Origin of the sequence: Streptomyces sp. NPDC001985 (assembly GCF_040296845.1) — a bacterium.
GTDB lineage: Bacteria > Actinomycetota > Actinomycetes > Streptomycetales > Streptomycetaceae > Streptomyces.
On the sequence record NZ_JBEOYB010000038.1, the window covers coordinates 36,823 to 56,091 of the forward strand.

A 19,269-nucleotide genomic window follows, 5' to 3' on the forward strand; every position below is an offset into this window, starting at 1 on the left:
GGACCCTTGGGTGGCGTCCGTGCACCCCAGATTAACCAAATGAGCAGAGCATCGCTCGATGGGGCCTTGAATTCCGCTTAATCACGGCCAACGATCCAGCCACATAACGGATTTGTGGTCGTATTGTCGACGGAGGAGGGAACCCGGATGGAGTAACGGCCGTCAGGGCCAGGGGTGTGAACCTCCCCTGGGCCGTTCGGGTGATGCCCGGCCGCCGAACGGCCGATGGACGGCCGGTACGAGGGCGGGCGCGGGGCACCCGGGCTCGTACCGCCGTCCATCGGCGGAAGGGGAGGGGTCTACCAGTTGGCGGGGGCGTAGTCCTTGAGGAAGCAGCCGTAGAGGTCCTCGCCCGCCTCGCCGCGCACGATGGGGTCGTAGACCCGGGCGGCGCCGTCGATCAGGTCGAGCGGGGCGTGGAAGCCCTCGGCCGCGAGCCGCATCTTGTCGGGGTGCGGGCGCTCGTCGGTGATCCAGCCGGTGTCCACGGCGGTCATGAGGATGCCGTCGCTCTCGAACATCTCCTGGCCGCTGGTGCGGGTGAGCATGTTCAGCGCCGCCTTGGCCATATTGGTGTGCGGGTGGCCCGCGCCCTTGTAGCCCCGGCTGAAGACGCCCTCCATCGCGGAGACGTTGACGACATAGGTCCGCTTGGCGGGGGCCGCGGCCATCGCCGCGCGGAGCTTGCTGATCAGGATGAACGGCGCGGTGGAGTTGCAGAGCTGGACCTCCAGCAGCTCCACCGGGTCGACCTCGGAGACGGTCTGAATCCAGCTGTTGGTGTCGTGCAGGTCCGGGACGAGACCACCGGCGTCGATCGCGGTGCCCGCCTCGATCCGGGCCGGGGTCGCCGAGCCGGAGACCAGGGCGAGATCCGTGACGTCCTGGGCGCTGAGCCCCTCGCCCATGGCGGAGGGCAGCGCGGCCACCGACTCCACGGCGCCGCTGCCGAAGACGCCGATGACCTGGGCGGGCGGCAGCTCGCCCGGGGGCAGCGGGGCGCTCTCGGCGGCGAGCAGTTCGCTGTACGCCCGGGGGGAGCGGCGCACGGTCTGCGCGGCGTTGTTGATCAGGATGTCGAGCGGGCCCTCGGCGGCGACGGAGTCGGCGAGGGCGACGACCTGGGCCGGGTCGCGGAGGTCGATACCGACGATCTTGAGGCGGTGAATCCACTCGTCGCTGTCCGGCATCGCCTTGAAGCGGCGGATGGCGTCGTTGGGGAAGCGGGTGGTGACGGTGGTGTGGGCGCCGTCGCGGAGCAGCCGCAGGGCGATGTACATACCGATCTTGGCCCGGCCTCCGGTGAGGAGGGCGCGCCGGCCGGTGAGGTCGGTGCGGGCGTCCCGGCGGGCGCGGTTCTCGGCGGCGCACTTCTGGCAGAGCTGGTGGTAGAAGGCGTCGACCTCGGTGTAGCGGGTCTTGCAGATGTAGCAGGACCGGGGGCGCTGGAGTATGCCCGCGATCTCCCCGGTGACGGAGGAGCTGGGCAGCAGCCCCTCGGTCTCGTCGTCGATCCGCTCGGCGGAGCCGGTGGCGGTGGCCTCGGTGACGGCCTTGTCGTGCGCGGTCTTGAAGGCGCGCCGCTCCTGGCGGCGCCGCTGCTTCACCGTGCGGTAGATGCCGGCGGTGGCACGGCGGACGGTGATGGCGTCGGGGTGATCGACATCCAGCTTGTCGAGCTCGTCGAGCACGCTCAGGCAGACGGCCAGCCGCTCCGGGTCGATTCCGGGGCCGGGGATGGGGGTGTTCTCTGTCACCGTCATGCTGCTGGGGTCCTTGATCACTCACGAGCCGGGGAAGGGGTCAAAAGGGGGAGTTTACAGGGGCGGGGGGTGTGGCCGCCCCGGCCCGTGTCTTCCCGCACCCGGGGTGCGGGGTCCGTCCTCAAACGCCGGACAGGCTGAAACCGGCGACCCCGCCAAAACCCAGACCCCGGGGCACAACCCCACCCCGTGCCTTCACACACCCAGGGCACGACGTCCGTCCTCAAACGCCGGACGGGCTGAAACCGGCGACCCCGCCAAAGCCCAGACCCGGGGGCACAACCCCGGCCCGTGCCTTCACGCGCCCGGGGTGCGGGGCGCCGGACGGGCCAGGGGTGGCGACCAATACCGGATGGGGGGGGGGAATGCCGGCACAAGGCAGGGCACAACCAGCCCCGCCGGCGATTGAGGCGCGGGGTTCGGGGCGGAGCCCCGGCGGTGGGGAGGGGTGCTCAGGGGCCCGAGGGGGCGTAGACGACGTGCTGGACGCCAGAGGGGAGCGGGGTCGCGCGGACGACCCGGAGGGGCGTGCGGGGGAGGTCCTCCGAGAAGAGGCGCTTGCCCGTGCCCACGATGACCGGGGCGATCAGGAGATCGAACTCGTCCACCAGCCCCCGCCCGAGCAACCACCGCACCAGCGTCGCACTCCCCCGCACCACGATGTTCCCGCCCTCCTCCCCCTTCATCCCCGCGATCGCCCCCGCGACATCCCTCCGGATGACCGTGGTGTTGTTCCAGTGGGCGGCCGTGAGCGTGGTGGAGACCACATACTTGGCGACGCCGTTCATATGGTCCGCCCCGGGAGCCTCGGCGCCCGGCCAGTCCGCCGCGAACCCCTCGTACGTCGTGCGCCCGAGCACCAGGGTGTCGGAGGCCGCCATCTGCGCGTCGGCCACGGCCGCCATGTCCTCGTCCCAGGAGGGCGTGTGCCATCCCCGCGGGTCCTCCATGACCCCGTCGGCGGTCAGCACCTCCGTGACGACCAGTTTCCTCATGACCGTGCCCCGCTCTCGCTGCCCCCTGGGCCCAGCGTGCCCATATCGCGCACCGGGCGCACGGCGGCGCACGGTCTCAGACCCGGGCGAGCACCTCCTCGTACAGCTCATAGGTCCGTTTGGCGGCCTGGTCCCAGCCGAAGTCGCGGACGGCGCGGCGCCGTCCCGCCGCCCCCATCCGGGCCGCGTCCCCCGGGTCGTCGAGCACCCGGTTCACCGCCTGGGTGAGGCCCGACTCGAAGACCTCGGGGTGGTGCGCGTCATAGGGCACCAGCAGTCCCGTGGTGCCGTCGTCGACCACCTCGGGGATGCCGCCGACAGCGGAGGCGACCACGGCCGTGCCGCACGCCATGGCCTCCAGATTGACCATGCCCAGCGGCTCGTGGGTGGAGGGGCAGACGAACACGGAGGCATGCGTCAGCAGCTGGATCAGCCGGGAGCGGGGCAGGGTCCCGGGGACCCAGTGCACTCCGTCGCGTACCCGCTCCAACTCCTCCACCAGCTCCGCGATGCCCTCGGTGCCGGGCGGTCCCGCGCAGATCACCAGCTGTGCCCGGGGGTCGAAGGCGCGGGCCGCGCGCAGCAGGTGCGGCAGTCCCTTGCGGGGTGCGGCACGGCCCACATGGAGCACATAGGGGCGGCGGGGGTCGAGGCCGATCCGCTCCAGGGCGTCCGTCTCGTGGTCGGGCCGGTAGAGGAGGGTGTCGACCCCGCCGCGGATGAGCCGCACCATGGCCGGGTCGAGGGAGGGGTGGGCGGCGAGGATGTCCTCGCGCATCCGCGCGGAGACCGCGATGACGGCGTCCGCCGACTCGATCGCGGTGCGCTCGGCCCAGCGGGCGAGCGGATGGCCGCCGTCGGACCCGGCCCGGGGACGGGGCGGCTCCAGGGAGTGGGCGGTCAGCACGTGCGGTATGCCGTAGAGGAGCTTCGCGAGGTGGCCGGCGAGCGAGGCGTACCAGGTGTGGGAGTGGACGAGTTCGCGCCCGGCGAGTTCCGCGGTCATCGCGAGGTCCACGGAGAAGGCGCGCAGCGCGCCGTCGGCCCCGGCGAGCTGCGCGGCGGGCCGGTGCCGGAGCACCCCCTCGGCCTCCCCGTCGCCCCAGCAGTGGACCTCCAGATCGGCCAGGGCCCGTAACTCGCGGGCGAGGAACTCCACATGGGCTCCGGCGCCGCCGTGGACGTCCGGAGGGTATTCGCGCGTGAGCAGTCCCACCTTCACCCCACGATGGTCACCCACCGGAGGCGCGCGGGGAAGACGGCGGCCGGTCGAAGACGCAGTCGCCGCAGAGGCCGCCGCGCGGCGCCCGGTAGTAGAGGCAGCAGCTGGTGCGGCGGCGGCCGGGCCCCCGGACCGTGCCGGAGAGGTCGGGGTGGGCGAAGAGACCGGCGGCAAGCGACTCGGCCCGGCGCGCGGCCCCGGCGTCTCCGGTGCCCCGGGCCCAGTCGTCGATCTGGCGCACGGCCGCGGCGAGCGCGGAGCCGGCGTTCCCCCAGAGCAGCCGGGGCGAGACGGCCGTCTCCTGGCGCATGGCCCGCGCGAGGGGGACGAGATGGGCGTACTGGACGGCTTCACGGAGCGCCTCCACGGTGGCGGGCGCCGCCGGCTGCCCCTCCCCGGGGCCGGGCAGCTCCAGCCACAGGTCGTCGGGGGTGGTGAGGCCGGGTGACCAGTGGAGCCGCTCGGGGGCCAGCGGTGGGACGCTCCCGTGGAGCACGGCGCCGCCGAGGGCGATGGACCAGAGCCGGGCGGCGAGGCCGAGGTGGGCGATGGAGGCGGCGACCCGCCGCTCGGGGGGTGTGTGACGGGCGGCGACCAGGTCGACCCGTCGGGTGAGGGGCTCCAGGTCACCGGCGTAGACCCGGGCGAGTGGCACGCCGGGCGCGTCCCCGCCCTCCGGGGGCGCGGTGTCCCCGGAGGTCCGCAGCGCGAAGAATCCGCCCAGTGTGCCCAGCTCCCGCAGATCCATGTGTCCTCGCTCTCATCCGTCACCCGTTGGTGGGCAGCTGTAGTCAACCTCACGTCGGTCGTATTTCTCCGCACCCCCTCTGACCTGCTCGACCTTCGCCCGTGAGACTTTTGGCCTACGCTCGTACTCCGTCGGCAGTACGCCCGAATGCCTGCTCAAGGACGACGACGTGACCGCCGAACAGGGAGATCGTGGTCTCTATGAGTTCCCTTGCGCTGGCCGTGCTTCTGTCCCTGGTCTCCGCGGTCGCCTACGCGGCCGGGGCGATCATGCAGGAGCATGTGGCCGCTGCGTCCCCCGCCCGGCCGTACGCTCCGCTGCACCACGCCGGGTGGTGGCTGGCGGTCGGTCTGAACGGCGTGGGCGCGGTGCTGCACGTGGTGGCGCTGGCGTACGGCCCGCTGAGTGTGGTGCAGCCGCTGGGCGCGCTCACCATCGTGTTCGCGCTGCCGATGGCGGCGCTGTTCGTGGGGCGCAGAGCGGGCGCCACGGCCTGGCGCGGGGCTCTGATGGCGACGGTGGGGCTCGCGGGTCTGCTGGCGGTCTCCGGGGACACCGGCTCGCACACGCTGGGAACCGGGCAGCGCGGGGTGCTCGCCGCGGCGACGCTGGGCACCGTGGCACTGATCTTCCTCATCGCGCAGACGATCAACCGGCCGGTCTTCCGCAGTGTGCTGCTGGCCGCTTCGGCGGGTGTCGCCTTCGGGATCGCCTCGGTCTTCACCAAGACGGTGGCGGACGGCTGGGAGTGGTCGCGCCCGCTGTCGCAGTGGTCGAGCATCGCGGTGATCGGGGTGCTCGCGCTGGGCGGTCTGCTGCTGTCGCAGGCCTCCTACCGGGGCGCGGGTCTCGCGGCGCCGCTGGCCACGGTCACCGTGGTCAATCCGGTGATCGCGGCGGTCGTCGGGATCACGATGTTCGGCGAGAGCTTCCGGTACGGCGTGCTGGGCGCGGTGCTGGCGATCGGCTTCGGGGTGGTGGCCGCGGGCGGTCTGATCCTGCTGACGACGGAGCGGCTGGCGGCCCAGGGGGCGCGGGAGCCGGTCGCTCCACCGCCCGGCGGGCCGACGCCGCCGGCCCGGGAGGCGGGAGCGGTCGGGGCCGGGGCTGCGGAGCCCCGGCCCGCGCGGTCGTCGCCGGTGTATCTGGACGGCATCCCCGCGCCGGAGAGGCCGGTGGAGCCGATGGGATCGGTGGGATCGGTGGGGTCGGTGGAGCAGCCGCCGGAGAGCCGGCCGGCCGGTCCGGACGGGTCAGATCGAGACGCCGCCCGACCGGAGGTAGGCCAGGGGGTCGATGTCCGATCCGTACCCCGGACCCGTGCGGATCTCGAAGTGGAGATGCGGTCCCGAGCTGTTGCCGGTGGACCCTGAGCGGGCTATCCGCTGGCCGGCGGTGACCTGCTGGCCCGCGCGCACGGAGAGCGCGGACAGATGTGCGTACTGGCTGTATCTGCCGTCGTTGTGCCGGATGACGACCTGGTAGCCGTAGGAGCCGGCCCATCCGGCCGATACGACCCGGCCCGAGGAGACGGCCTTGACGGAGGTGCCGGTGGCCACGGGGAAGTCGACGCCCGTGTGGTAGCCGCTGGACCAGGAGGAGCCCGTCTGGCGGTACGCGGTGCCGGTGGAGGCGTCGACGGGGGCGCTCATCCGGGCGGTGCGGGTCGCGGGGCGGTTCTGGGCGACCTGCTTGGTCTCCCGCTTGACCTCCTTGACCTCCTTCTTGGCCTGCTGCTTGGCCTGCTGTTTGACCTGCTGCTTGGCCGCCGCGGCGGCCTGCTTCTTCGGGGCCTCCTGCTTCGGCTCCTGGGCCTTGGGGGCCCGCTGCTTGAGGCCCGGCCCCTCCGAGGGGGCCGTCTTCTTCGGGTCGGGCTTCTCCAGCCGGTCGCCGGCCGGGGGCTTCCCGGGGGCCCTCTTCCTCGGTGTCTCGCTCGTCTTCGGCGGGGCGGGGGCGGTCGTCGAGCCGCTCTTGGACGCCTGCATCCGGATGACGAGACGCTGGCCGGGGTGGATGAGGTCGGGATCGGAGCCGACCGTCGTGCGGTTCTGCGCGTACAGCTGCGGCCAGCCGCCCCGGACGTCCTTCGCGGAGGCGATCCTGGACAGCGAGTCGCCGGGGGCCACGGTGTAGCCCTCGCGCTGGGTGGGGACGGTGGTCGGCGACGCCTTGGCCTGCTGCGTCTGCGGGGTCTGGCGGGGGGTGGTGGGCGCGGGGCCCTTCCGCTCTCCCTGGGCGCCGCGCTCGCTCCGGGCGCTCGGGCTGCCCGTCCGGTCGGCACCGGCGTCCGTGCGGCGCTCGGGCGCCAGGGCCGGGGAGTCCCCGCCGCGCGTCAGCCCGGCCCGGACCGAGCAGTTGGGCCAGGCGCTGGGGCCCTGCCCCTTGAGCACCCGCTCGGCGACGGCTATCTGCTGGTCCCTGCTGGCGAGGTCGGCCCGGGGGGCGTACTCCCGGCCGCCGTACGCCTCCCAGGTGGACTGGCTGAACTGGAGTCCGCCGAAGTAGCCGTTCCCCGTATTGATCTTCCACTGGTTGGTGGATTCGCAGGCCGCGACCTTCTCCCAGACGTCCACGGACGCGGCTTGCGAGGAGCCCGCGCCCACGAGGGGCAGGGCGATGCCCGCGCCGCCGGCGGTGATCGTGAGAGAGGCACGATTGAATCGGCTCGGCTGGTACTTGCGGTGCCGACCGGTTGCGGTCATGTGAGTCTCCCCCACTGAACAGTTCTGTCGCATTACGGATAGGTCACGTCCGCCGTCAACTTAAGTGCTCGAATTGGCCGGTGACAAGGGCTCATTGCGGGCGCACTGCGGCAGACGCGGAGGGCCGTCCGCACCTCCGGACGGCCTCCGTCCACACGGTGCCGGCCCGCCCGCGGCCGGGGCGCGGAAGCCGCCGCGAGCCGCCGCGAGCCGCCGGGCGGCGCGCGGCGCCCGCACCGCCCCCGTACCGGCTCCGTACCGGCCGGACCCGATCGGAGCCGATCGGAGCCGATTCGGCGGGCCCGGAATGCGGCGGGTGCCGGACCGCTTGAGGATCAATGAAGGACAGTGGACCCGCAACGGACTCGCCACAAAGATCCAGGAGCGCATGATGAGTGGAACAGCCCAGATCGGTGTCACCGGACTCGCGGTGATGGGCCGCAACCTCGCCCGCAACTTCGCCCGCAACGGTTTCACGGTCGCCGTGCACAACCGCACCACGGCCCGGACCCGCGCCCTGGTGGAGGAATTCGGCGCGGAGGGCACCTTCGTCGCCGCCGAGTCCGCCGAGGAGTTCGTGGCGGCGCTGGAGCGTCCGCGCCGGCTGGTCGTCATGGTGAAGGCCGGCGAGCCGACGGACGCGGTGATCGAGGAATTCGCCCCGCTCCTGGAGGAGGGCGATGTGATCATCGACGGCGGCAACGCCCACTTCGCCGACACCCGCCGCCGGGAGAGGGAGCTGCGCGAGCGCGGCATCCACTTCGTGGGGGTGGGCATCTCGGGCGGCGAGGAGGGGGCGCTGCACGGCCCGAGCATCATGCCGGGCGGCTCCCCGGCGTCGTACGAGTCCCTCGGTCCGCTGCTGGAGAAGATCGCCGCCAAGGCACCCGACGGCGCCCCCACCGTGGCCCATATCGGCCCGGACGGCGCGGGCCACTTCGTCAAGATGGTCCACAACGGCATCGAGTACGCCGATATGCAGCTGATCGCCGAGGCGTACCATCTGCTGCGCTCGGTGGCGGGGTACTCCCCCGCGCGGATCGCGGACACCTTCCGCACCTGGAACACCGGGCGGCTCGACTCGTATCTGATCGAGATCACGGCGGAGGTCCTGGCCCATACGGACGCCGAGACCGGGAAGCCCTTCGTCGACATCGTCACCGATCAGGCGGAGCAGAAGGGCACGGGCCGCTGGACCGTGCAGATCGCGCTGGACCTGGGGGTGCCGGTCTCCGGGATCGCCGAGGCGGTCTTCGCGCGCTCGGTCTCGGGACACGCGGCGCTGCGCGAGGCCTCGCGCGGGCTGCCGGGGCCGGAGCCCCGGGCGCTGGGGGAGAAGGAGGCGGAGCGGTTCGCCGAGCGGGTCGAGCAGGCGCTCTACGCGTCCAAGATCGTCTCGTACACCCAGGGCTTCCACCAGATCCGGGCCGGCAGCGAGGAGTACGGCTGGGACATCGACCTCGGGTCGGTGGCCGCGATCTGGCGCGCGGGCTGCATCATCCGGGCGGCCTTCCTGGACCGTATCCGGGGGGCGTACGACGCCCGGCCGGAGCTGCCGAGCCTGCTGTCCGACAAGGGGTTCGCGGAGGAGATCGGGGCGGCCCAGGACGACTGGCGGGAGGTGGTCGCCACCGCGGCGCGGCAGGGAGTGCCGACGCCCGGGTTCTCGGCGGCCCTCGCCTACTACGACGCGCTGCGCGCCGAGCGGCTGCCCGCGGCGCTCACCCAGGGCCAGCGGGACTTCTTCGGCGCGCACACCTACCGGCGTACCGACCGCGAGGGGTCCTTCCACACGCTGTGGGGCGGTGACCGCTCGGAGGTGCCGGCGGGCTGACCTCGGGGGCGCGCACGGACCGTGCGGGGCCCGGGGCGGTGTGCCCCGGGCCCCGCACGGTCAGACCGGTCCCGGTGCGGGCTCCGGCTCCGGTGACGGTTCCGGACCGGGGGAAGGCGGCCTCGGAACGGGGTCGGGGGTCGGAACGGGCGGCGGCGAAGGAGTGGGGACCGGGCCGGGCAGCGGTCCCGGCGGCGGGACGGGCGGCCCCGGGGCCGGAACGGGCGAGGGCGGTACGGGGGGTGGCTGGGTCATGCCTGACCTCCAGGGTTCGGAGTCGTGCGTTCCCACTCTCTCCCCGTCCGCCTTCCCCCGCGCGCGGAATCCACACCCCGCGCTCCCGGACGCCCTCGCGGCGTCACCAGAGGTTCGGGTCCGCCTTCAGCTGCCGCTCCGCCGCCTCGACCAGCCCGGCCGGCGCCTCGGGGGCCTCGGCCGGATGCCGCTGGGCCCAGGCGGCGGCGTACGGACAGAGCGGGACGACCGGGACGCCCTCGCGGGCGGCGATCCCGTAGAACGCGCGCACCAGCGAGCCCGCGATGCCCTTGCCCTCGTGCTCCGGCCGCACCACGGTGTGCACGGCGACCAGAGCGGCGGGGTCGCCGTCGAGGACGAAGTAGGCGATACGCCCGGTGACGGCGCCGCTCTCGTACGCCTCCAGCAGGCCCTTCGCACGGTTGTCGCGGATGTCGAACGCTGAGATGTCTGGCATGACGGCATACTCCCTCGGCCGGGCGTCGGGCGCCCGTTTCAGACGGCGGCGTGCGGGCTGCGCAGGGCGCCGCTCCCCGGTGCGGGTTCGGCGGTGTCCGATCCCGTACCGATGATCCGGTTGCCGGCGTCGACATGCACCACCCGGGGGGTGAGCGCGCGCGCCTCGGCGTCCTCGACCTGGGCGTAGCTGATGAGGATCACCAGATCGCCGGGGTGGACGAGATGGGCCGCAGCGCCGTTGATACCGATGACACCGGAGCCGCGCTCGCCCTCGATGACATAGGTCTCCAGCCGGGCGCCATTGGTGATGTCCACAATGTGGACCAGCTCACCCGGCAGCAGATCCGCCGCTTCCATCAGCGCGGCGTCGACGGTGACGGAACCGACGTAGTGCAGATCGGCCTGGGTGACGGTGGCGCGGTGAATCTTCGACTTGAACATGGTGCGCAGCATCGAGGTACTCCCGGAACTAGGCTCCCTGCCTGCGTTCGTGCAGGTCAAGGGCGATCCATCAACCCTATAACGAGTCGTGCCTCGGGGCAGCGTCCCGCGGGTTCCTCAGGAACTCATGCCGCCATGAGCACCATCGGCGCCGGCCGGCCGACGGAATCTGGGCGATGGTTGCTCCAGCAGCCGCAGGCCCGGGCCGATGCCCCCGGTGGGATCGATGGGGACCTCTCGGTCGACCCCGCCTCGATCCATGCCCACCAGCAGCGTGCGGCGGGCCAGTGGGCGGACCAGAGCCAAGGTGAGCCGGTCGTGGAGCGCATCCGGGTGCCTCGTCCCGGGCCGCCCGGCAGCGGGGCGCCCGTCCTGCTTCGACCAAGCGTCGGTTGTCGGGCCTGGGTCGGTGAGGGGTCACCGACAAAATCCGCCGCTAGAGTGCTTCCGTGACTGGCTCCGTGCGGCGTCTGCTGTTTCTCGATGTCGATGGGCCACTCATCCCGTTCGGCGCGGTGTCCCGGCCGTATCCGACCTATGAGACGGTTCCTGAACTGCGGGGCGCCGACGCGAATCCGCTCCTGGACAGGATCAATCCCGAGCACGGACCCCGGCTGGCGGCTCTCCCGTGCGAGGTGGTCTGGGCGACGACATGGATGGCGGACGCGAATGAGTGCGTCGCGCCCCGCATCGGTCTGCCCCAGCTGGCCGTGGTGGTCTGGCCGGAGCCGTCCGGCATCGACGACCAGGACGAACGGAACGGACTGCACTGGAAGACCCGTGCCCTTGTCGCATGGGCCGCGGGACGCTCGTTCGCCTGGGTCGATGACGAGATCACCGACACCGACCGGTCCTGGGTGGCCGCCCATCATCAGGGGCAGGCCCTGCTCCATCGTGTCGATCCCTGTCAGGGCCTGACTGACGGTGACTACGCGGCTCTCGACTCGTGGATGAGGCAGCCGCCCTGTCCGCTCAGCCGGCCCCGAGACCGCGATACGTGCCCGTAGCGTCGGCGGCATCGGCGAACTCGGAGAAGTCCGTGTTGGCGATGGCCAGGTTGTTGGAGACCTGTGCGTACCAGCGAGGGGAACCCGGAATGTTCTCCCGGGTTCATCGTGCGGATCGACAGCCGGGAGAAGGTGCGCGGCGCCGGCCATGGCGGTCGAGTCGGCGAGGAAGAGGCAGCAGAGCTTCTCGTCGTCATCGGCGCGGGCATCCGCGTCGACCACTGTCTGGACACTGGTACCGGCGAAGGAGAAATCACTGACGAAAGTCATGTCGCGGCGGTCGCCCGAGCTGTTGATCGCCGCCTGCACCGCCTCCCAGGCCGCCTCGCTGCCGAAGTCGGTACGCAGGACCAGCGAGGTCAGGTCATCGGGCTGAGGCAGTTCGACGCACGCCATTCTTCCACCAGGTCCACGCTGTTCAGGCGGCTCGGAACGACCGGGAGCATCGTCGTGCGCGGGGTCAGCCTCGCTGTCCGCGACAGCCGCGGCCCGACGGCGCCGTGGTGGCACCGGGCGGGCCGGCCGTTATGGGCCTCTTTCCGGCCCTCGGACCGGGGAGGAGGGAGCGGTTCACTATGATCCGCATGTCCTGCACCGGGGAGGAACGAACCATGGCCGAAGGCAACAGCGACCAGGGCACCAGCGACGCGGAGGGCTCCGGCCGTGCCGTCGACGAGCGGGCGGGAGTTGAACTGGTCTACCGGCCCCAGCCTTCCGACACTCTGGCCGGGCTGCGGGTCCGCGAGCGGGTCAAGCGCACCGGGCTCCTGCTGCGGTGGGGGTTCCTCCTCCTGTGGGTGGGGCAGTGGCTGGTCCCCACGGTGAGCCGCGGGAGTGCCGACGCGGTCTCGACGGCTCTGGTTCTGTTCGTCGCCCTGATCGTGTGGGGGTACCCCCGGGCGCAAGCCGCCCATGTGCAGCGGCTCGTCGGCTGGCAGGGCGAGTACCGCGTCACCGTGTCCCCCGCCGGGATCACCTGCCGTACCGACCACGGCACACTCATCCAGAAGTGGTCCGTGTTCCAGGGACACCGGGAAACGGCGGGGCACTTCGTCCTGCTCAGCCGAGATCCCGGCATGATGTTCGTCGGCGTCCTGCCCAAGCGGGGCCTGCGGGAGGACGGGGATCCGGAGCGGCTGCGGGAGATCCTGGACCTGCACACTCCTCGCGTGTGACCGAGGCCCGCCGGCTCGGCGGGGAGCGGGAGACGCGTCCATCCGGAGACCTCGGAGCCGGCCGGCCCCGACGGCGCACATCAGCGTGCCGACAACCCCGCGTCACCGGCGCCGCGGACTGACCGGCAGCCGGCTTCCGCGGCGGTGACGCGTGCGCTCGCCCGGGCGGGGCGGCAGCGAGTGAGGGCAACCTCATCCGTCACAGGGGCATCGGCCGCGGCGATTCGGCCATCACGGCGTCGAGCACCACCCGGGCTCCGGCACGGGTCGGTGGCCAATACAGCCTCGGAAAATCGCTTGTTCATGCGGTTCCCGGCCCGGCCGAAAGACGTGTGTTCGAAAGGGCGGTCCGGATCGTTGTCCCGGGTACCACAACAGGTCACAGCGGAGATCGCTCCGCCATCCGCCCGATCCATGGCCACCGGACCGATGATCCTCCCGCGCGTCCGACGCCGAACAGACAAGGGGAACACCGATGACGCCGACGATCCGCCCCCCGGCTCCGCCCGTCGGAGGACGCTCCGGAACCCTCAGCCCGCAGCCGGCGCCGGGGACACGCGGATGAACCAGGCGCGGAACGGGGACCGGAGCGGGGCCGCCGGGACCGGCGGAGGGCGTGTCCCGCCGCCCCGGTCGGTGGCCGGGCTGGGCCTCCCCCCGGCGCGGGTGTCCGTCGGGCCCGCGGACGGCGGTGACATCACCGACGGGATGGAGACCGCGTACTGGGCGGTGCACGACGGGGCGTCGGCGAAGGCGAGCGTGCGGGAGATCCTGGCGAAGCTCCCGCGCATCGTGCGGCAGGTCGGGGCGCTGGCGTGGCGGGCGGACCGGCGGGGCACCGTCGCGGTCGTCGTCCTCCAGCTGTTGTCCGCCGCGATGAACGCCTTCGGTCTGGTCGCCTCGGTCGCTGTCCTCCACACCCTGTTCGCGTCCGGGCCGACACCGGACAAGATCCGCTCCGCCCTGCCCGAACTGGCCCTGGTCGTGGTGCTGCTGTCGCTGCGGGCCGTGCTGGAGACCGCGGTGTCCACCGCCGAGGCCCGTCTCACCCCGAAGATCCGCACATCCTTGGAAGTGGAGTTCTACCGGCTCGTCGCGCATGTACGGCTCGAAGCGGTCGACGACGCGAACTGGCACGACGACATCCACCGGGCCTCCGACCGGGGCCTGTACTACGCACGGCAGGTCGTCGGCCAGATCGTCGCCCTGGCCGCCGCTCTCCTCGACCTCGTCGCCACCGCGGCCGTTCTCACCGTGCTCCACCCGGTACTGATTCTCATGCTGCCGCTGTCCGTGCTGCCGGTCGGCGCCGCCGCCGTCCGCGCGGCGAAGGAGCGCTTCCACTCGTACATGCGGTGGAACGCGCTCCAGCGGCGGGTGCGCACCTTCAGCTGGATTCTCCTCGATCAGGACTCCGCCGCCGAGATCCGCTCCAACACCACTCAGGGCGCCCTGCTCGCGGAGCACCGGCGGCTCACCGAGAACATCGCCGCCGAGGACACCCGGCTCGGTGTCCGCGCCGCCCGCATCCATATCGCCGGGCGCGCGGCCGGCGGTGTGGGTACCGGCATCACCTACGCGGCGCTGTGCGCGATGCTGATCGGCGGCTGGATACCCCTCGCTGTCGGCGCCGGAGCCGTCCTGGCGATCCAGTCCAGCCACCGCTCCCTCACCACCTTCGTCAACTTGGCTCACATGGTGTACGAGCACGCGCTGTGGGTGTCGGATCTGCTGGAGGTGCAGGCGCGCTGCCGCGGCCTGCTGCCTCGCGCGGGCGGCGCACCGGCCCCGGATTCGGTGCGGGAGATCCGCCTGGACGACGTTTCCTTCACCTACCCGGACAAGGCCTCCCCCGCGCTCGACGGGATCAGCCTCACGCTCAGGGCCGGGGAGACCGTGGCGTTCGTCGGCGTCAACGGCAGCGGTAAGTCCACGTGCTCCAGGCTGATCGCCGGTCTGTACGACCCATCCGCCGGAACCGTGTCCTGGAACGGCGCCGACGCACGGACCCTCGACCCGGTCTCGCTCCAGCAGCGCGTCGCGATGGTGTTGCAGGACCCGGTGCACTACCCGTTCACCGCACTGGCCAACATCACCGTCTCACGGGGGTCGCTGACCGAGTCCGTGCCCGAGGAAGCGCACGCGGCTGCCGTGGCCTCCGGAGCCGACACCGTCATCGCGGGTCTCCCGGCAACGTGGGAGTCGCTGCTGTCCAAGCGGTTCGCGGGCGGGCAGGAGCTCTCGGCGGGGCAGTGGGCCAAGATCGCGGTCGCCCGCGGGCTCTACAAGAGCGCGCCCGTCCTCCTGCTGGACGAGCCGACGGCGAGCATGGACCCACGTGCCGAGCACGCCGTGTACCGGGCGGTCCTTCGCGGCGCCCGCCGTCCCGGCCAGATCACCGTCCTCATCTCGCACCGTCTGGCGTCCGTCGTGGAATGCGACAAGATCATCGTCTTCGACGGCGGGAGGATCGTCGAGTCCGGTTCACATCAGCAACTCATGGACACACAGGGCGAGTACGCCCAGATGTTCGCCCTCCAGGCCGCCGGGTACCGGAGCACACCGACCAGCGCGGAGGAGGCGTGAGCCCGGAGAACGGGTGCCCTCTGCCTGCGGGTGCCCTCCGGTGAGAGGTCCTCCGGTGACGCCCGGCGTGGCGGCTCCTCGCCGAGGGTACGGGCCGGCGGCACGGTCACGGGCCGAGTCCGCGCCCACCGTGCCCGTGCTGTGCGCGGGCACCCTTTCCGGCGCGGCCGGCGTGCCGCACCGGGCAACCTGGGGACCTCGTCCCCCGGCCCCCGGCTCGCCTTCGCCGGCCCTACGGCCATCGGCGCGCTCCCCCGGTCACTCCTCGCGGGCGGCTCCCGCCCGCACCCGGCCCGTTCGCGCGGTCGCCCCGTCCGAGGGCTGGTGCGGCAACCGGGCGGCCCATCGGGATCAACGGCGGTCGCGTTCCCAGCGGGAATCGCGTGTACGGCTGCCGCCGGCCGGGACCGAGGACCGTTCGCCGCCGGGCACGCGCGGTGGCGGCTCCCGGGTGTCAGACGAGGGCGGCGACCAGCAGGACGAAGGCGGCGAAGATGACGGCGACGCGGACACAGTGGTAGCGGAACCAGCGGTCCAACTGCTCCTTCCAGTCCTCGGGCCGGTTCTCCGGGGTCCAGGTCCTGTTCCGGTTGTTGATCGGTACGAGCAGCAGCAGCGACATGACCACGCTGAGGATCAGCAGCCCGCCGGCGGTGACGACGAGGGCGGTGCCCTGGTGGTGCCATCCGGCGAGGGCCCGGACCGCGACGAGGACGAGCGAGCCGATGTACCAGAACGGCATCACCGCGCCGAGAATCCGGCCGCCGTGCGCGTGGCCGAGCTGTCCGCTGTCGCCGGGGAGTGCCCTGAGGATCGGGGCCATGACGAAGAGAACGGAGAACTCCACCCCCACCATCACGCCGACGACCACGGCGGTGAAGACCTCAAGGGCGTTGAGCATGACGACCCCTCCCAGGATCTAGCGTCGCTAGATTTCAAGGCAACGCTAACTCTTTCGACGCTCGCTTGTCTAGCGATGCTAGGATTTCCGTATGCCGGTACAGGAACGCAAGGAACGCGAACGGGCGGAGCGCGAACGCCTCATCGTGGCGACGGCTCGCGCGCTCGCCGAGCAGCAGGGCTGGGACGCGGTCACCACCCGTCGGCTCGCCGAGCGCATCGAGTACAGCCAGCCCGTCCTCTACAGCCACTTCCGCGGCAAACGGGAGATCATCGGCGCCGTCGCCCTGGAAGGCGCCGCCGAGCTGGCCGGGGCGGTGCGGGCGGCGACCGCCGCCGAGGACGGCCCGCGCGAGCGGGTGTACGCGCTCGCCCGCGCCTACCTCGGCTTCGCCGCCCGCAACCCGGCGGTCTACGACGCCGTCTTCCAGCTCGACGGCGGCCTCCCGTACGCACAGGAGTCCACTCCGGAACCCCTCAAGGACGCTTTCGCCGCGCTGCTGGAGTGCCTCGGCGAGGTCACCGGGAACGGCGTCGAGGCGGGACTGCTCACCGAGACCTTCTGGGCCGCCCTGCACGGGCTGGCCACTCTGACCCGGGCCGGACGGCTGCCGCCGGAGGACACCGAACGGAGGGTGGAACTGCTGGTGGAACGGCTCGCCGTGGTGGTCTGACACAGAAACCGCGACGGACGGACGGCCGGGGCACCCGGACCCCTCCGCCGCGTGCGCGCGGCATCGCCTCCGGCCACGCGCGCGCACGCGGCGCGGCCACGGATCGCCGCCCCGCACCCCGGACATGCGCGCCGGCCCTGCGGCGAGGCGCTCCCGGAGTCAGCCAACCGGTGGGCGCCGGCCCGAGCCGTGCCGTGCGGGACGGCCTCCCGGGCCGGGCCCGGGACACCCCTGCCCGCGAGGCCGCCTCCGGGCTCCGGGCGCTCCGGGCTCCGGGCTCCGGCACCACGGGACGGTCTCAGCCGTATCGCTCGACGAGCGCGTTGCCGATCGAAGCCAGGTGGTCTCGCACATCCGGAGGGCCGGTCACCTCGACCCATTCGACGAGCCCGGCGAGCTCGCCGGCGAGTATGTACGCGTTGGCGCCCCGGATCACGACCTCGATGCGGCCGTCGGCCGCGGAGCCTCCCACCTGGAGCCGAGCGCCGAGCGCCATCCGGAGCAGGTCCACCCCGTGCGGCACGCATACCGCCTGGATCTCCAGGGGCGTCCGCTTGCGGTCGACCTCGTCGGCGATCTCGCGCCAGCTCCCGGCGAGGTCGAAGTCCTCGGGCCGGTGCACGGAATCGCCGGTCGGGTCGGCGGACACCACGCGGTCGATCCGGAAGCTCCTCCGGCCCGCCTCGGTGCCGGAGACGAGGTACCACGACAACCCCTTGGCGACGATGCCCAGCGGGTGGACCGTTCGCTCGGTTTCGGCGCCTTCGCGGTCGACGTAGCGGAGCCGCACCTGGAATCCCCGGATCACCGCGTCCTGGAGTTCGCCGAGGAGGCGAGGTGGCCGCTGCTCGATCCGACTCGCCCCCCACCGTCGCGGGTCCATGACCAACGACGAGGCCGCCGCCTCGGCCTGCGCCCGGAAGGGCTCCGGCAGGGCCTGGACGAGCTTGCGCAGGGCCGCTCTCACGGCCGGCGTCGCAGCCGAGGCCGAGCCGGCGACCAGGAACAGGGCGCGGGCCTCGCCCGCGGTCAACCCGGACAAGTCGGTGCGGGCGCCGCCCACGAGGCGCCAGCCGCCGCCCCGGCCCTGCGTGGCGTACACGGGCACCCCCGCCATGGCCAGGGCGTCGAGGTCGCGGCGGGCGGTGCGCTCGGAGACCTCCAGCTCCCGGGCGACCTCTGCCGCCGTCACCTGCTCGCGGCGTTGCAGCAGGAGGAGGACGGCCACCAGCCGGTCGGTTCGCATACCGGCAAAACTCTCATGGAAACCGGTCATGGGGTGACCGGTTTCGGACGGCACGATGGCGACACGGCCTCACCGACGATGCCCACTGCCCACGAGCGCACCGGGCACCGGGCACCGGCCGACCAGGGGTGCGCGGGCGCCACCTTCGGGAGCCCCCACCGCCTGATCACCCGGAGAAGAAGGAGAAAACGCAGTGTTCAGTCCAACCGATTTCCCCAAGTCCACCCTCATTTCCGTCAACGGCGTGGAACTCGAAGTCTTCGAGGCGGGCCGGCGGAACGCGGGGAAACCCATCGTGCTCTGTCACGGCTGGCCGGAGCATGCCTTTTCCTGGCGTTATCAGATGCCCGCCCTTGCCGCGGCCGGTTACCATGTCATCGTCCCGAACCAGCGGGGTTATGGGAATTCATCCCGTCCGGCCGAAGTGACGGACTACGACCTTGAACACCTGTCGGGTGATCTCGTCGCGCTTCTCGATCACTACGGGTACGAGGATGCCGCCTTCGTCGGCCATGACTGGGGTGCCATGGTCGTCTGGGGAATGACCCTGCTGCATCCGAGCCGTGTCAACAGAGTGATCAACCTGAGCCTGCCCTACCAGGAGCGCGGAGCAAAGCCCTGGATCGAGGTCATGGAAGACGCACTCGGCGGGGACTTCTACTTTGTCCATTTCAATCGGCAGCCGGGCGTCGCGGACGCCGTGTTCGAAGAGAACACCTTCCGGTTCCTCCGCAATCTGTACCGGAAGAACGAGCCCCCCAGGGCGCCCCGGCCGGGCATGGCGCTGATCGATCTCGCCAGAGCGGAAACGCCACTCGGCGATCCCGTCATGAGCGACGGCGAACTGGCCGTTTTCGTCTCCGCCTTCGAATCGACCGGATTCACGGGCAGTGTGAACTGGTACCGGAACCTGGACCGCAACTGGCACTTGCTGGCGGACGTGGACCCGGTCATCCAGCAGCCCACACTCATGATCCATGGCGACCGGGACACGGTCCAGAGGTCCGCGAGGCCGGCGGAGTTCGTGCCCCGTGTGGAAGTGGTGAGTCTGGACTGCGGTCACTGGATACAGCAGGAGAAGCCGGAGGAGACGAACCGGTTGATGACGGAGTGGCTGGAACGGCAGGACGCCGTCCGAGGGCCGTCCCGTAGATGATCTTCCAGCCCGGTGTGGACGCGGTTGGTCCCGATCCGGCCCGTCCCGGGCGCGGGGGCTCGGGTCGGGGGCTCTGGTCCAGGGCCTTCGCCCCCCGTTCCGCTGT

General features: G+C 72.0%; 16 protein-coding genes and 1 pseudogene. 7 read left to right on the forward strand and 10 right to left on the reverse strand.

Annotated elements, in window-relative coordinates:
• Window positions 1-299: 299 nt before the first annotated feature.
• From ABT122_RS18740 to ABT122_RS18755, 4 genes are all read right to left on the reverse strand, one after another.
• Window positions 300-1,763, reverse strand: a complete 1,464-nt coding sequence (locus tag ABT122_RS18740; RefSeq protein ID WP_351552928.1) for an SDR family NAD(P)-dependent oxidoreductase — start codon at window positions 1,761-1,763, stop codon at window positions 300-302.
• A 452-nt stretch (window positions 1,764-2,215) separates the two neighbouring features.
• Complete coding sequence (locus ABT122_RS18745) at window positions 2,216-2,758, reverse strand: dihydrofolate reductase family protein (RefSeq protein WP_351552931.1); 543 nt, start codon at window positions 2,756-2,758, stop codon at window positions 2,216-2,218.
• Between the two features lie 76 nt (window positions 2,759-2,834).
• Window positions 2,835-3,980 carry a glycogen synthase gene (gene glgA, locus ABT122_RS18750; protein ID WP_351552934.1) on the reverse strand — a complete coding sequence of 382 codons (1,146 nt, stop codon included), beginning with the start codon at window positions 3,978-3,980 and terminating at the stop codon, window positions 2,835-2,837.
• Window positions 3,981-3,990: 10 nt separating this feature from the next.
• Window positions 3,991-4,728, reverse strand: a complete 738-nt coding sequence (locus tag ABT122_RS18755) for a (2Fe-2S)-binding protein (protein WP_351552938.1) — start codon at window positions 4,726-4,728, stop codon at window positions 3,991-3,993.
• 200 nt (window positions 4,729-4,928) lie between these two features.
• Here ABT122_RS18755 and ABT122_RS18760 point away from each other — a divergent pair, with 200 nt between their 5' ends.
• A complete protein-coding gene (locus tag ABT122_RS18760) occupies window positions 4,929-6,101 on the forward strand; it encodes a DMT family transporter (RefSeq protein WP_351552940.1) in 1,173 nt (390 codons plus the stop codon).
• Here ABT122_RS18760 and ABT122_RS18765 read toward each other — a convergent pair.
• Complete coding sequence (locus ABT122_RS18765; RefSeq protein WP_351552942.1) at window positions 5,982-7,430, reverse strand: transglycosylase family protein; 1,449 nt, start codon at window positions 7,428-7,430, stop codon at window positions 5,982-5,984. The two genes, ABT122_RS18760 and ABT122_RS18765, sit on opposite strands and share 120 nt — an antisense overlap.
• A 391-nt stretch (window positions 7,431-7,821) precedes the next feature.
• Between ABT122_RS18765 and gnd the strand changes: the two genes are divergently transcribed.
• Complete coding sequence (gene gnd / locus ABT122_RS18770; protein WP_351552945.1) at window positions 7,822-9,264, forward strand: NADP-dependent phosphogluconate dehydrogenase; 1,443 nt, start codon at window positions 7,822-7,824, stop codon at window positions 9,262-9,264.
• Window positions 9,265-9,622: 358 nt separating this feature from the next.
• On the opposite strand, the gene ABT122_RS18775 is transcribed toward gnd, so the two are convergent.
• Both ABT122_RS18775 and panD read right to left on the reverse strand, forming a co-directional pair.
• A complete protein-coding gene (locus ABT122_RS18775; RefSeq protein ID WP_351552948.1) occupies window positions 9,623-9,976 on the reverse strand; it encodes a GNAT family N-acetyltransferase in 354 nt (117 codons plus the stop codon).
• Between the two features lie 38 nt (window positions 9,977-10,014).
• Window positions 10,015-10,431 carry an aspartate 1-decarboxylase gene (gene panD / locus ABT122_RS18780; RefSeq protein ID WP_351552951.1) on the reverse strand — a complete coding sequence of 139 codons (417 nt, stop codon included), beginning with the start codon at window positions 10,429-10,431 and terminating at the stop codon, window positions 10,015-10,017.
• Window positions 10,432-10,868: 437 nt separating this feature from the next.
• Here panD and ABT122_RS18785 point away from each other — a divergent pair, with 437 nt between their 5' ends.
• Complete coding sequence (locus tag ABT122_RS18785) at window positions 10,869-11,426, forward strand: HAD domain-containing protein (RefSeq protein WP_351552954.1); 558 nt, start codon at window positions 10,869-10,871, stop codon at window positions 11,424-11,426.
• On the opposite strand, the pseudogene ABT122_RS33625 reads toward ABT122_RS18785, so the two are convergent.
• Window positions 11,392-11,735 (reverse strand): annotated as a pseudogene (locus ABT122_RS33625) (DUF6924 domain-containing protein). The gene ABT122_RS18785 and the pseudogene ABT122_RS33625 overlap by 35 nt on opposite strands.
• Window positions 11,736-12,037: 302 nt before the next feature.
• On the opposite strand from ABT122_RS33625, the gene ABT122_RS18790 reads away from it, so the two are divergent.
• Window positions 12,038-12,601: a YcxB family protein gene (locus ABT122_RS18790; protein ID WP_351552956.1), complete on the forward strand. Its 564-nt coding sequence runs from the start codon at window positions 12,038-12,040 to the stop codon at window positions 12,599-12,601.
• 561 nt (window positions 12,602-13,162) lie between these two features.
• Window positions 13,163-15,187, forward strand: a complete 2,025-nt coding sequence (locus ABT122_RS18795) for an ABC transporter ATP-binding protein (protein ID WP_351552959.1) — start codon at window positions 13,163-13,165, stop codon at window positions 15,185-15,187.
• Between the two features lie 454 nt (window positions 15,188-15,641).
• On the opposite strand, the gene ABT122_RS18800 is transcribed toward ABT122_RS18795, so the two are convergent.
• On the reverse strand, window positions 15,642-16,088 hold the full coding sequence (locus tag ABT122_RS18800; protein WP_351552962.1) for an anthrone oxygenase family protein: 447 nt from the start codon (window positions 16,086-16,088) through the stop codon (window positions 15,642-15,644).
• A 91-nt stretch (window positions 16,089-16,179) separates the two neighbouring features.
• Here ABT122_RS18800 and ABT122_RS18805 point away from each other — a divergent pair, with 91 nt between their 5' ends.
• Window positions 16,180-16,761 carry a TetR/AcrR family transcriptional regulator gene (locus tag ABT122_RS18805; protein WP_351552964.1) on the forward strand — a complete coding sequence of 194 codons (582 nt, stop codon included), beginning with the start codon at window positions 16,180-16,182 and terminating at the stop codon, window positions 16,759-16,761.
• Window positions 16,762-17,059: 298 nt separating this feature from the next.
• On the opposite strand, the gene ABT122_RS18810 is transcribed toward ABT122_RS18805, so the two are convergent.
• Complete coding sequence (locus tag ABT122_RS18810) at window positions 17,060-18,007, reverse strand: helix-turn-helix transcriptional regulator (RefSeq protein WP_351552967.1); 948 nt, start codon at window positions 18,005-18,007, stop codon at window positions 17,060-17,062.
• A 193-nt stretch (window positions 18,008-18,200) separates the two neighbouring features.
• Between ABT122_RS18810 and ABT122_RS18815 the strand changes: the two genes are divergently transcribed.
• A complete protein-coding gene (locus ABT122_RS18815; RefSeq protein ID WP_351552969.1) occupies window positions 18,201-19,163 on the forward strand; it encodes an alpha/beta fold hydrolase in 963 nt (320 codons plus the stop codon).
• Window positions 19,164-19,269 lie beyond the last annotated feature (106 nt).

Excerpts from the sequence above, each read along its gene's own strand:
- ABT122_RS18805 (WP_351552964.1), top strand. The coding sequence starts at position 16,180 with ATGCCGGTACAGGAACGCAAGGAACGCGAACGGGCGGAGCGCGAACGC.
- ABT122_RS18775 (WP_351552948.1), bottom strand. The coding sequence starts at position 9,976 with ATGCCAGACATCTCAGCGTTCGACATCCGCGACAACCGTGCGAAGGGC.
- ABT122_RS18745 (WP_351552931.1), bottom strand. The coding sequence starts at position 2,758 with ATGAGGAAACTGGTCGTCACGGAGGTGCTGACCGCCGACGGGGTCATG.
- ABT122_RS18790 (WP_351552956.1), top strand. The coding sequence starts at position 12,038 with ATGGCCGAAGGCAACAGCGACCAGGGCACCAGCGACGCGGAGGGCTCC.
- ABT122_RS18810 (WP_351552967.1), bottom strand. The coding sequence starts at position 18,007 with ATGCGAACCGACCGGCTGGTGGCCGTCCTCCTCCTGCTGCAACGCCGC.
- panD (WP_351552951.1), bottom strand. The coding sequence starts at position 10,431 with ATGCTGCGCACCATGTTCAAGTCGAAGATTCACCGCGCCACCGTCACC.
- ABT122_RS18800 (WP_351552962.1), bottom strand. The coding sequence starts at position 16,088 with ATGCTCAACGCCCTTGAGGTCTTCACCGCCGTGGTCGTCGGCGTGATG.
- ABT122_RS18795 (WP_351552959.1), top strand. The coding sequence starts at position 13,163 with ATGAACCAGGCGCGGAACGGGGACCGGAGCGGGGCCGCCGGGACCGGC.
- ABT122_RS18755 (WP_351552938.1), bottom strand. The coding sequence starts at position 4,728 with ATGGATCTGCGGGAGCTGGGCACACTGGGCGGATTCTTCGCGCTGCGG.
- ABT122_RS18765 (WP_351552942.1), bottom strand. The coding sequence starts at position 7,430 with ATGACCGCAACCGGTCGGCACCGCAAGTACCAGCCGAGCCGATTCAAT.
- ABT122_RS18740 (WP_351552928.1), bottom strand. The coding sequence starts at position 1,763 with ATGACGGTGACAGAGAACACCCCCATCCCCGGCCCCGGAATCGACCCG.
- ABT122_RS18760 (WP_351552940.1), top strand. The coding sequence starts at position 4,929 with ATGAGTTCCCTTGCGCTGGCCGTGCTTCTGTCCCTGGTCTCCGCGGTC.
- gnd (WP_351552945.1), top strand. The coding sequence starts at position 7,822 with ATGAGTGGAACAGCCCAGATCGGTGTCACCGGACTCGCGGTGATGGGC.